This window comes from Streptomyces sp. LMG1-1-1.1, from assembly GCF_040815545.1.
Classification (GTDB): Bacteria; Actinomycetota; Actinomycetes; order Streptomycetales; family Streptomycetaceae; genus Streptomyces.
Genome location: NZ_JBFPNH010000054.1, coordinates 198,755 through 211,374, shown reverse-complemented (window position 1 = coordinate 211,374; position 12,620 = coordinate 198,755). Strand labels below are relative to the sequence as shown.

Here is a 12,620-nt window from a genome sequence, read left to right as displayed (position 1 = left end):
AGGACGGGGTTCGTCCGTGATCAGCACTGCGAAATCCGATGGCAACTCAGGAAGGTTCCATGCGCTCTCACTTCCCCCCGGCGCCACCCGGTCGCCCACCGACGCCCCACGCTTCAGGAGGTGCCCCCCGGTCGTACCGCAGTGAAAGTCTCCGCGTAGCCGTGCATCGCACCCAGCGCAGATTCCTTGTCGTCAACGCAGTGCCCCTCGCCACCGGCATCGTGCTGTTCCCCTTCACGGGTCTTCCCTCGGCGCGCGTGTACGGGCAGCTCACGATGGGCGTGCTGTGGGGCGTCCTGCAAGGTGGCCTGTTCGTCGCCTCCACCTGGTGGCACGAGCGTCGGTCGACGCGTCTGTGCGATCCCATCGAGCGGTCTCTGACATCCACCCTGCCCCAGGCCGGGACGTCGGACGCTTCCTCCGTCGACCACTCCTGGCGGTGAAGCGGGTGACCCTGCACATCTTGACCTCGGGCGACGTCGACCCGATCGGTTCCGATGCCAGAGCTCCGGTGATCATCGCCTTTCTGGTCTTCATCGGCCTTTCTCTCCTGTGGATCTTCAATCTCGCCACACAGGAGGACCACCCGGAAAAGCTCTACATCGCCGACCGGTCCCTCTCCCCGGTCTTCAACGGATTCGCCATGGCGGGCGAGCAGATCTCGGTCCTCACCCTGCTGGCGATTCCCGGGGCCATCACCCTGTTCGGCTACGACGGGTTCGGGTATGCCATCGACATCCTGATCACCCTCGGCGTCACGCTGCTCATTTCCCAAAAGGTACGCAACAGCGGCCGGTACACCCTCGGCGACCTCTTCTCCCTGCGCGCATCAGGAACGGCACCCCGCATAGCCGCGACCATCGTGACGATGACCATCGCGATCCCCCTTCTCCTGATCCAACTGCGCGCGGCCGGCATCAGCACGGCGCTCGTGATCGGCATCTCGACCGACGAGGCCCAGGTGGCGTGCACGGTACTGGTGGGCTGCCTCGTCGCGTGCTTCGCCGCGGTGGCCGATCTGCGAGGCACCAGCTTCCTGCAGGTCGTCAAGGTGCCCGTCACGCTGGTGACGCTGGCAGTGCTCACCTTGCTGGCCCTCCATCGATTCGCTTGGGACCCCGGACGTCTGCTGGCCTCCGCGGTGGACAACAGCGTGGCGCCGGACGCGTACCTGAGCCCGGGACTGTGGCCGTACACGGCGGGGCTCGGACCGCTCAACGCGTTCGGCGACCACATGGTCGTGATCCTCGGTACGGCCGTGGCGCCTCACCTGCTCCTGCGCGTCAGCGCGTCCCGCAGCGGGCGCGCGGCGCGACGGTCCATGGGCATCGCCGTGGGGCTGGTCGGTGTGTTCGCCCTGCTCCTGATCACGACGGGTTTCGCCGCAGCGGCCGTGGTGGGCAGCAGGGTCATCGGCGCGGTCGATACCAATGGACAGTCCGCCCCGATCCTGCTGGCCTCGGGCGTGCTCGGTGACGGCTCGGCGGGGCGCGTCGCGCTCATCACCGCCATGGCGTGTGTCGCCTTCCTGGCCGTCCTGTCGACCACGACCAGTGTGACCTTCGCCGCCGCCGTCTCCTTCGCCCACGACGTGTTCGGCCGGAGCAAGCGCGCCCGCACCGACACCGGAGAAGTGCGGGTGCTCCGTCTGACCGTCGTCGTCCTGTGCGCTGTGGGCTTGTCGCTGTCCGCTGCCACCCATCGTTACCCGGTCGACTTCCTCGTCACGTTCTCGATGAGCGTCGCGGCGTCGTGCGTCTTCCCCCCACTGGTCTACTCCTTCTTCTGGCGCAGGTTCAATCGCAAGGGGCTCCTGTGGTCCGTCTACGGGGGACTGGCGCTCTGCACCACGCTCATGTTCTTCTCGCCCAGCGTCTCCGGCACCGCCTATGCGCTGTGGCCGGAGGCGAGCTTCGACTGGTTCCCGTTCCAGACCCCGGGCCTGTTCTCCGTGCCGGCGGCCTTCTTCCTCGGTTGGCTCGGCACCATCACCTCGCCGGATGACTCCGAACCCGATTTTCCAGCCGTTGAGTACAGGCTCCTGACGGGGAAAGAAGTCGATCAGAGGCACTGATCCGGGATCAGCTGTCTGCGACACGGCGCAGCGTGACCCCGAACAGTTTCCCGCGCCCGGCCCCCTTCGCCTCGACGGGGGCCGGGCCCGCGGCACTGAAGCCGGCGGCCGGCTGCACCACTGGTCACCGTCGAGCCGACACACACCGGCGACTGGTCAGTCGATCGCGCCGTGTGACGAGGCTACTGGTCCCCTGGCATAAGACCACCTGATTCCAAACCCAGCCTCACGGAACGTCACTAGCTGGAAAATTCAGCATGCAGCCAGCGGATCCGCAGTCGATCCTCCGTCCGCTTCACCACCACGCCGCTGGAAGCTCCGCCCTGCGTTCCGTATGGCTGGTTCCGCACGGTGATGTGCCATGCGTACTTGTATGCGCCCCTGCACGCCGAACTACCGTCCCGGTCGGCCAGGCGCACGCGGACACCACGGGGGATTCATGGCAAGAACCGCTCGTCAGATCCTGAACGCACTCAGCCGTCGGCAGACCGTTCACGTCAGGTCTACCGCCGATCTCGTCGCCCATGTCGATTCCGCGGCAGCGGCCATCGACGCAAGGCGCAGGGAGAAGGGCCAGGAGGTGGTTCGGAGGAAGCCCGACGTGCGTCCCGTCGCCAAGGCCGACATCGACAACTCCCTTGGTCTGAACCCATGGCAGGCGCTGCACGCCGTCGCCCGCGGGTACGTACTGGCCGGCCAGGGCGTGGGTCGGGGGCTCGCGGAGCACTGGCTGAGCCTGAAGTACTGCGAGGCTCTGTGCGGCAACCGCGCCGGAGTCATGGACCTCACCGACAAGGGGCGCACCGCCGAACGCTGGTACAAGTCCATGCAGGCCAGGGAACTGGCCGTCGGCTTCGGTCTCGCCGCCGCGGAGCACATCGTGCGGGAGCGGTATCCGGATCACATCGTCTCGGCTGTGGACACGAGCACGATCCTGCGGGCCGGCTGGGCTCTGGGCGGCATCCAGCGGGACAAGGGCTCACGTCCCCGGCCCGACTTCCTCATCGAGGCGTGGAAACCGGGAGAGCCGTCGAAGGTCACGTTCGTGGTCTGCCGGGGCAACCACCAGAAGCCGTCCAAGCGGTCCGGCCGCACCCGTAGCACCACGATCCAGCAGCTGGTCAAGGGATCGGAGCTGGCCGAGGGCATGCAGATCGGCGAGTGGAACAGGGCGCCGTGCCTGATGCTGTCCACTGAGCTCGTGGGCCAGGGCGGAATCGTCATCAACACCCTGCAGTCCTCCGGCGAAGTCCTGCTCCCTCTCCGTATACCGGGAACGCCCGGGAACGCCGACGAGGAGATCACCGGCAAGTCGGGCATCCCCTATCCCAACGCCATCCGCGTACCGGCCCGCGGGGGCTGGCGCGCACGGAACGTCGACGGCTTCCAGGTCGGCGAGGACGACCTCCCCTGGTTCGGCCAGCTCCTGGCCCGCACCGGGGCCGCCGGGCTGACCGCCTTTGCCGGCGGCGGCCGGAAGACAGCCCAGTACCTCACCAAACACCAAGGCCGCGAGCATTACGACGTGCCCACCTTCGCCGCTACGTCCAGCTCTCACGACGCCGAGATCACGGTCGCCGGCAGGAGATTCGTGGGGACCGACCACGTCTTCCGCATGGAGACCGTACGCATCGAGGCATTCTCCGGAATGGACGCGAGACTGTACGGGCTGATCAGCGAAGGGCGTGTGGAGGGATACCGGCAGGCAGCCTACGAACTCCGCTCCGCCCTGCCCAGCACCGAAGAGGCCAGCAAGTGGAACGGGCCGATCTCGTTCCACGAGGACGGCACCGTCATGGCCCTGAGCATCCTGCCCGTCCGCAGAAGAAGCCTTCTCTGACCCACCCCGGGCACCGGCGCCACTCATCCGCGAACCGGAGCTGTCCGCCGTACTGTTCCGCCGGATCGGCTGGGCCGCCGAGGACTACGCGGCCTGGTCAGCCCGCCTCCTCGCCGGCCAGACCGCCTTCGTCGCACCGACCGGCACCTCCCTTGACACTATGCGTAGCCGCTTCTCCGAGCCGAGAACTAGCCTTGACCAGGGGCTGCACCTCCTGCCGAAGCAGTGCCAGCCGGGGAGAATCTGGGGAGAATCAAGCCGCCTTGGGGAGCGTCTGGGGAGAATCGACCGCGTAAGACGGTGTCATCGCGAAAGCTCCGGAAAGGAGCAAAGTCGCAGGCCAGCACCCCTTAGACGTCTATCTGCGCAGGTCAGCGCCCCGCGGGCGAGGACTTCAAGAAGATCTCCTCACTCTCGGAGCATGAGGAACCGGGCTACCACCGCTGCCTATAACCCACCAACGCACCTGACCGACACGCTTAACAAGCAGCACAGCGCCTCTGGTATGCACGTAGGCCGTTCGATGATCTCCAGCGTGCATCCCCAAGCCCTTGTGCCAGCCTCGCTCAGCGCCCCCGCACTCGTGCAGCGCGCTCTTTCCTTTCCGCCGTTCGCAGCAGCTCCTCTTGCTGAGCACGACCCGCTTCGGCGACGGCAGCGAGAGCCGGGACGCGAATGGAGAGGTCTGTGAAGTAGTCGATGAGATGTTGGTGTCTGGCCGAATCCTCTCCCCACCATGAGTCGACCCATGCGACGTCGGCCGCGATGTGTGCGGCGGGTACGCCGTGGTCGAGGAGAAGTGGTCCGAGGCTTTCCAGTGTTTCGTTCCGCTGGCCCGCGAGGGCTTCGAGAAGCTTGTCGGGAGTGACCACGTCATCCCTGATGAGCTGCTCTGCCAGGTTGCGGTCGGCGCCTACAAGCTGGACAAGTGGGCTGTGGCCGATGCGTGGAAGGTCGACACAGCGGACGGTAAGGCGATAGCGATGGCATTGTGGAAGGCGGTCCAAGTGCAGGTCGCACCCGTGGGGCTCGGGCGCAGCGAAGTAGCCCTGCTCGGCCATTTCGTCGAGGCGCGCGGTGTACCACGTTTCCAGCAGATCGGGGTCGTGCTCGGCAAGGTGGGCAAGGAGTTGGCCGGCACGCCACTCGTCGTGCTGGGGTAGATCCTCGGGGCGGATGCGGCGTACGGCATCACACCAGGTTGCTCGCCATGCGTCCGTTAGTGAGGGGCCGTGGGGTTGTCCGATGGCGAAGATGACCGCCGTGCTGCCGGCGACGACAGCGTCTGGGTGGCGCAGGAGACGGTGCAGTACCTCGTGCGGCTCGTCGCGGAGGAAGATCGAGTCGAGCAGCCAGGCGTCTTCGGCGCGCATCTTCGCGACCACGAGCTGGGCAGCAGTGTCGTCTGTACCTCGTCCGAGGACGGTGGAGATGACGCCGGTTCTGAAGCGGGGATCATCCAGCGCAGAGGTGAGGACCTCAGCAGACAACGTGTCGGGGGAAGTCGTGAGCCATCGGCTCAGTGCGGCTCGGTGAATCGGCGGGCTGCCAGCTGCCGTTGCCGCTGCGTGCCAGGCGGCGGGGTCGGTGAGGTGCGGCACCATGTGGTCGGCGACCCAGGTGCCGCCTCCGTGGTCTCCCGCGAGCTCGGATTGCTCGGCCAAGGCGATGAATCGCGCGACTCCGGCGGTCGGGCCGAGGGCAGCAATCCTTTGGGCGAGAGATTCCACTGTGCGGACGCTGCCTGGGGCGGTTTCGTCCTGGTGGCCCGTGGCGTCCCGACGACTCCAGCCGATGAAGGACTGCATATCTGGATCGATGTCCAGTGCCGGGAGGTTGCTTCCTTCGTCGCCGGTCCGCGCGTATGCGGCGTTGAGCATGCGTCGAGCACGCAGAGCGAGGCCGGGAGAGGCCTGGAGCAGATGATGCAGGGTAGCCAGCATGCGAGTTCCTCCCTTCGCTCCCTGGTTCTTCTGTTCCCTGCTCGGTTCGCTGTTGTGGGGAACGAATCCTGCACCGAGCCGTACCCATGAGGCGGCCAGGTCCAGCAGAGGAACAACCGCGGCGGGGGCGCTGTTCAGGCCGTCCTGTCGTTCGGTTTCCTCGATCACGGGCGCCACCTGGTCCCACAAGGAGATGAGACAGGCCAGGTTTTCGGCACTTTCCACGCCCCGGGCGAGTGTGACCGTGTTGGGACTACCGGGGTCAGTCCAAGTCCCAGACGTTTCGGCGGAGAAGATGCTTGCGAGCACCTCGGTGGCTACACCCCAGTCAGCTGGAGAGCGGTGAGTACGCAGCCACTCAAGGACGGGCCTCAACAGCAGCCCTCGAACCTCGAATACGGTTCCGAAGTCCGGGTCGATCGTTTTGGCCACGTCGTCGAGCACACGCAGTGGGTGCTGCGGAGTGGAGTGGCGCGGGCGCTCGTCGCCCACGGCAAGGTCGAGCAGAGCGGTTATGGCTTCAGGCAGTAGATACTGCGTCGCCGACTGTGCGAGCTGCCGAGCAGCTGCGTCAGCTTGCCGGTCCGTGATGGTGGCGTTCATTGGCTCGTCACGCGGGGCGGCGAGGATCGCACGCGCCTGGGTGACCGCGAACTGTGCAGCCTCTCGGTCCAGACGGGCGTATTCGGACACCAACGAGAGGGTGCCGGTGTCCCACTCGGTCGGTGCGGGCAAGGCTCGCACCCAGTTCTCGACTGCCGTCCGAGCGTCCGAGGAGACTGAGACGCGGGCTGCGGAGATGGCGGCGGAGACGAGGTCGCGGCTCCTGGTGGGGAAGGCGTCGCAGAGAGTGGACCACGGCCTGTTTGCCGGACGTGTGAAGAACCACCGGGCAATCAGTGGCGCGCGCAGGGCTGGTTGCAGCCGCCAGACGTCGTGCACCGTCTCCACGAGGCCGTGGCGCGCAAGGCGCTCCATCAGGCCGGACATTCTGGCCGGCGGCTCGCCGACGAGCGGCGCAAGCGCGTATAGCGTCTCGCTTGAAGCCCCTCCCAGGGCCGCTACACAGGCCAGAACGTCGACGGCTGTCTCGGTCTCGGTGATACGGCGGAGATGGCGCTCTACGTTGGCCAGGTGTGCTGCGCCGTTGGCTACCTGGCCTCCCTCACCCGTTGTGAACAGCCGGCACAAGGTGACGGCCCACCCCGGTCGTCCAGCCGCCTGGTCGAGAACTGCCGCCCGGGCCCGGTGCCCAGTGACGCCCAGAGAGGTGACCAGGGCGTTCATGGCGGATCGCTCCAACAGGTCGATGTCGAGGCGGACAGCGCCGGGCAGGGCCGCCGTCACCTCGTCCGCCCTGTCGGGCCAGGTGGTCGCGACGATGGCGAAAGCATGTTCCGCACCGTGGCGCGCCCGCCGCAGCACACGCATCTCGTCGAGACGAGTGTGGGCATCGTCCACGACCACGGCGGCAGGGCAAGAAGTCAGTAGCTCGTCCAAGATGCGATCTGCTTGCGCCTGCTCTAGGTAGGCGACCTTGCCTGTGAGCTCAACGGTGAGCCGGGTTTTCCCCACACCGGGCACGCCGGCCAATACGACATCCCGGCCACTGGTGACGGCCTCGTCGAGCTTGGCCAGATCCGCCTCTCGGCCAAAGAGATCGGTGTGCTCAGCGCCGTCTTCCGGCAGCTCCAGCGGCCGGTCAAGCAGGGCCTCCAGCTCTCCTCTGACGCCGAGGAGGTGGAACCTCCACATCGGCTCCTTGGACAAGCGCGAAGCGAACCAGTCCCGGGCATAGATGTGCGGCGCGGGGAGGCCACGATCTGCACACAACCGGTCCAAGGAGGCGCGCCTGGTAGCGTCGACAGGCTGTGAGCAGGCCATCACAATCAGATCGGCTTGCACGCCCTCTTCACTCATACGACGAAGGCCCGTGCGCAGGTTCGCCACAGGATCACCCGTAGTCACGAGCAGGCGCCCACGGGCGTCCGCGTCCTGGGGTCCCCATGGGAAGTAGATGTCGGCGTCGCGACCGAAGTCATGCCCACCCTCGACCGCGGACAGGCCCGGATACTGTGATTGCAGGAGCGCACAGGCGCAACGCTCGAACTCCGTTGGATGGATGGCTTGTTCATCCATCGCCCGGCGCACGCGTGCAATGAGATCCATGATTATTCATGCTACGCGCACTGGCGTCCGTACACCCCATCCGGCGGTGGCCCCATGCCTGAAGGAAGATCGCTCCAGGCATGCACGGCAACGGCCCAGGCAAGCACACGCCGAGGTGAGACCTTTCCACGCGGCCTGACGGCTGCAACGCCACTTGCAAGGCACGTCGGCTCTGGTCGCGGACGCACGCAGGATGCCTTACGCCGACGACCCGGCATCGCCAGCTCCAAGACGGGTTCCAAGCGCCGTTTCCACAGCAGATACCGCTTCGGCCAGGCTCCGAAAGACCTGAGTGCTTCGCCCGAGCCGTCTCGCCCCCCGCGCCAGCGACTCCCGCATCTGCCGCTCACAGACGACGAAGTCGGCGTAGCCGGCCGCGCAGGAGAGATAGACCATGTCGATCACGTCATTCGGCTTCCACGTGGTGCCACGGTTGAGGTGACGTTCATGGAGCATCTCCCGGAAGAGGCCCAGAGCCGGAAGAGAGGCCATCTTCTGGACGGGCTGAGATCCTGTGCCCCATTCCTTCAGTTGCTCCGGCGTCATTCCTGCGGCAAAGGATTCCTCGGCCACCTTGTTCCGCAGGTCGCTGAGGAGCCATGCGTCGATCGCCTTGCGCTTCTGCTGAGCATCGCCGCTTTGGGTGTCCAGCCAGTCACTGAACTTCTGGTTCGCCTCCGTCCAGCCAAGCTCAGGACCACGCTCCCCACCTTCCGAGTCCAGCATGGTGTCGATCAAACTAACGGCAGAAACAAGCGCCTCCTGCTGGAACGCCGCCATCGGTGGAAAATCTGCCGGCGCCGAAGCAGGAACGAAGCCTCTCGCGGCCGAATGAAGCGAGTTCGGCTCCAACGTCACGACCGGCGCCATCACCTCAGACTGCCCGATCTGCGCACGGAACATCAGACGGAGTTCATCCCTCCACACCTGCAGCGGATCCCGCAACTGCCAGCCCCTGCTGGTCTGAAGAATGGACAGGCCTAGACGGTAGCGCCCCTCCGCGTTCGACCACTTGGTCGTCTCGTAATAGTGCCCCGACGAAGCAGGAAGGATGATCTTGCGCTCCGCTGACCACTGCGCAAGCTGAAAAGCCGCGACTCGATCATCCGCCGTCCCGCTCCGCTGCCCTCTCATCGCATCGCTCACGAGGCGCCATTTGTTCTGATCCAGATAGACGACGAGCCGTCCGGCCAACTGGTCGGCTCGGTCAAGCCGGGGGAGCTCGAACACGATGCTGTCGCCCTTGAGAGTCTCCACAACCAAGCCTTCGAAGGTCGGCGGATAGGAGACCCGAGACAGCAGACTTGTCGGTTCGAACAAGGGGCCCGGCAGCGGCAGCCGCGCCTCTTTGCCGTCGGACCTGACCAATACGAGGGCGTCCGAACCACGATCGACTGTGATCATCACGATGGGCAACTCGCCTGGGCTCTCCATCCGCTCATGATGCACAAGCAGCGGCGCCGAGGACACGGCGGTCCGATGATCGGCACTGTCTCGGGGTGCAGGCTGGGCATGCCAGATCGCTGTACGACCACCAGGTAAGGAAGCCACTGCCCCTGGCAACACACCTGATGACCCGTCAGTAAAGTCAGCAAAAGGTCAGCATTCAGCTGACCAGACCTGCTCCCACACGAGCACACCATAGAAGCGCGCCGCGCTGGCTGCGCCACCGAGAGAAGGTGCGAAACCATCCCTCCCAGTGGCACGCCGAAAGTCGGAGGCACAGCCGAGCGAGCCTGCTGCGAACATCGACCGCGAGGAGAAAACCCCAGCTCAGCGCACCCGCCCCCGCGCCTTCAGCTGCGCCGCCGGGACCTCCGGCGCGTCCAGTCGGCCCCCGTCGTACCCCTTCACCTCACCGAAGCGGTCGCCCGTCATCCAGTCCTCCCGCGCCTGGCGGATCTCCTCGTCCGTACGGCCCACGAAGTTCCACCACATGACGAGTTCCTCTTCGAAGGGTTCGCCGCCGAGGAGCATGAGGCCGGCGTCGGAGAGGGCGCGAAGGGGGAGGTCGGTGCGGCCGCAGCCGAGGTAGAGCATGGAGCCGGGGAGGAGGGGGACGCCGTCGACGTGGGCTTCGCCGGACATGGCGAGGACGGCGTACTCGAAGTCGGGGTCGAGGGGGAGGCGGGCTTCGGCGCCGGCGGTGAGGGTGAGGTCGGCGCCGACGAGGGGGGTGTACGTCGCGCCGGGGGAGGTGGCGCCGTCGAGGGTGCCGAGGATGACGGTGGCGGTGAGGCCGGGGGCGGTGACGTGGGGCAGGTCGGCGTGGTGCTGGAAGTGGGGCTCGACGTGGCGGTGGGCGTCGGGGAGGGCGACCCAGAGCTGGGCGCCGTGGAGCAAGCGGGCGTGCGGGCGGGGGCTCTCCTCGGAGTGGGAGATCGCCCGGCCGGAGGTCATGAGGCCCAGCTCGCGGGGGCGGATGGTCTGGAGGCTGCCGGTGGAGTCACGGTGCAGGACCTCGCCCTCGTGGAGCCAGCTGACGGTCTGGAGCCCCATGTGCGGATGGGGCGGGACCTGCATGCCGGGCTCGTCGGCGATGTCGTCGGGGCCGTAGTGGTCGACGAAGGCCCAGGCGCCGACCATGCGCCGGCCCAGGTTGGGGAGGAGCCGGCGGACCTCGGTCGACTCGCCGAGCTGGACGTGGCGGGGGCTGAGCAGCTCCCGTACCGGCTCGGCGACGACGAAGCCGCGGCCGCCGCACACGGTGGGCGTGGCCTGACGATCGAGATTGCTCATGTCGCTCAACCTTTTCCTGTCCGGTTCCGGGTGCCGGAGCGCTCCCGGGGAGGCGAGGCCGATCATGGTGGAATGTTCAACCATCCTGCTGTGTTGACCTGATCGACCATCCCACAGGGTGGCAGATCGGGGACTCGGGAAAGGGACAGCAAGTGAGCGACACGTACTACGAGTTCGGAACGGCCGGAGAGCGCTGGGACCGCGCCCAGCTGTTCTTCGACGCGAAGGAGTACGGCACCGCCGTCCGCATCCTGCTCGGCCTGGTCGCCGAGCACCCGGAGCAGACGGCCCAACGCCTCCTGCTCGCCCGGGCCTACTACCACTCCGCCCAGCTCTCCAAGGCCGAGACCGAGCTGCGGGCCGTCCTCGACCGCGACCCCGTCGAGCACTACGCCCGGCTGATGCTCGGCCGGACCCTGGAGCGCCAGGGACGCACCGCCGAGGCGGCGCCGCACCTGCGGATGGCCGCCGCGATGTCGGGCGAGCTTCCCGCCTAACGCGCATCAGATACCCCCGCACGGTATATTCCGCAGCCAGGAGGTCCTGGCTGTGACTGCACATCGAGCGGAACGTGGCAGACGAGCAGGAGGTGCCCTGGGGCACCTCCTGCTCGTCGTCGTGCTCGCGCTCGGGGTGTTCCTGATGCACGCCGTCGGGCACCCGGCGGGCTCCGGCGGCGGCATGGACACCGCTTCCGCCTCGTCGGCCTCGTCCCCTGCGGGACCCGCGCACGCCGCGGGGTCCGGCGCGTCACACGGAACCGGAAGCCGTCACAACTCCGAGGGCTCCGGAAGATCCGGCAGCTTCAGCTCCCACAGCCCCTCCGGCTCCCATGGAAGCGACGGGGGCGACGCCCGGCACGACCCCGGTACGGGGATGGACATGACCACGCTGTGCGTGGCCGTCCTCGGCGCCTGGCTGCTCGCCGGGCTCGTGCGGGCCGCGCTCGGGCGCCGCCCCGAGTGGCTCACGCTCCTCCTCGCGCGGCTCACGCCCGTGCTGGGGCCGCACGCGCCGCCCCGCCGGCCCCCCGACCTCGCTCGTCTGTCCGTCCTGCGGATCTAGGCCGTAACGCCACCGCGGGCGCTCCGCGCTGCCCGTGAACGTCTTCGGCCTGTCTTCTCCGTCGGTACGACCAGCACACGAGGTGTCACCACATGCCTGCCTTCACCCACCGCACCACCAGGAAGTCCGCCCTTGTCGGCGCCGTCGCCGCGGCCGGGCTCCTGCTCTCCGCCTGCGGCACGGACGACGCGATGAACGGAATGGACCACGGGGGCAAGTCCGCCTCCGCAACCGCCTCCGCCACCCCTTCCGCGTCCGCCACCGCCTCGGGGGCCGCCGCCGAGGCCGGCGCACCCGGTGCCTTCAACGACGCGGACGTCATGTTCGCGCAGATGATGATCCCCCACCACGAGCAGGCCCTGGAGATGGCGGAGCTCGCCGCCGGCCGGGCCGAGGACCCCGAGGTCAAGAAGCTGGTCGCCGCGGTCGAGCGGGCCCAGGACCCGGAGATCACGAAGATGAAGGCCTGGCTCAAGGGGTGGGGCAAGCCCGAGTCCGCCGGTCACGGCTCCGGGCACGGCATGCCCGGGATGATGTCGGAGCAGGACATGAAGGACCTGGCCGCCGTCAAGGGCAAGGCCTTCGACCGCAAGTTCGCCGAGCTGATGATCGCCCACCACGAGGGTGCCGTCGCCATGGCCGAGGACGAGCGGAAGAACGGCGGCAACGCCACGGCGAAGGCGCTCGCCGACGACGTCGTCCGGACCCAGTCCGAGGAGATCTCCGCGCTGCGGAAGATCCTCGACCGCCTCTGATCCCGTCCCCGTAAGGCGAGCACGCGCGCGTGCCA

At 67.4% G+C, this 12,620-nt stretch carries 9 protein-coding genes; 6 read left to right on the top strand and 3 right to left on the bottom strand.

Annotated elements, in window-relative coordinates:
• Nucleotides 1-200 precede the first annotated feature (200 nt).
• The 3 genes from MRBLMG1_RS28815 (at nt 201) to MRBLMG1_RS28805 (ending at nt 3,914) form a co-directional block, all read left to right on the top strand.
• Complete coding sequence (locus MRBLMG1_RS28815; RefSeq protein ID WP_367827060.1) at nt 201-443, top strand: hypothetical protein; 243 nt, start codon at nt 201-203, stop codon at nt 441-443.
• A gap of 5 nt (nt 444-448) precedes the next feature.
• Nucleotides 449-2,074: a cation acetate symporter gene (locus tag MRBLMG1_RS28810; protein WP_367827059.1), complete on the top strand. Its 1,626-nt coding sequence runs from the start codon at nt 449-451 to the stop codon at nt 2,072-2,074.
• Between the two features lie 601 nt (nt 2,075-2,675).
• Nucleotides 2,676-3,914 (top strand): hypothetical protein, encoded by a 1,239-nt coding sequence (locus MRBLMG1_RS28805; protein ID WP_367827058.1) that lies wholly within the window; start codon nt 2,676-2,678, stop codon nt 3,912-3,914.
• A 566-nt stretch (nt 3,915-4,480) separates the two neighbouring features.
• Here the strand turns inward: MRBLMG1_RS28805 and MRBLMG1_RS28800 are convergent.
• The 3 genes from MRBLMG1_RS28800 to MRBLMG1_RS28790 form a co-directional block, all read right to left on the bottom strand.
• Complete coding sequence (locus MRBLMG1_RS28800) at nt 4,481-8,026, bottom strand: hypothetical protein (protein WP_367827057.1); 3,546 nt, start codon at nt 8,024-8,026, stop codon at nt 4,481-4,483.
• A gap of 198 nt (nt 8,027-8,224) precedes the next feature.
• On the bottom strand, nt 8,225-9,460 hold the full coding sequence (locus MRBLMG1_RS28795) for a hypothetical protein (RefSeq protein WP_367827056.1): 1,236 nt from the start codon (nt 9,458-9,460) through the stop codon (nt 8,225-8,227).
• Nucleotides 9,461-9,799: 339 nt separating this feature from the next.
• Nucleotides 9,800-10,765: a pirin family protein gene (locus tag MRBLMG1_RS28790; RefSeq protein WP_367827055.1), complete on the bottom strand. Its 966-nt coding sequence runs from the start codon at nt 10,763-10,765 to the stop codon at nt 9,800-9,802.
• Between the two features lie 152 nt (nt 10,766-10,917).
• Here MRBLMG1_RS28790 and MRBLMG1_RS28785 point away from each other — a divergent pair, with 152 nt between their 5' ends.
• From MRBLMG1_RS28785 to MRBLMG1_RS28775, 3 genes are all read left to right on the top strand, one after another.
• Entirely contained in the window at nt 10,918-11,262 is a 345-nt protein-coding gene (locus MRBLMG1_RS28785) for a tetratricopeptide repeat protein (RefSeq protein ID WP_367827054.1), read from the top strand.
• Between the two features lie 52 nt (nt 11,263-11,314).
• Complete coding sequence (locus tag MRBLMG1_RS28780) at nt 11,315-11,830, top strand: hypothetical protein (RefSeq protein ID WP_367827053.1); 516 nt, start codon at nt 11,315-11,317, stop codon at nt 11,828-11,830.
• Between the two features lie 92 nt (nt 11,831-11,922).
• Nucleotides 11,923-12,585, top strand: a complete 663-nt coding sequence (locus tag MRBLMG1_RS28775; RefSeq protein WP_367827052.1) for a DUF305 domain-containing protein — start codon at nt 11,923-11,925, stop codon at nt 12,583-12,585.
• Nucleotides 12,586-12,620 lie beyond the last annotated feature (35 nt).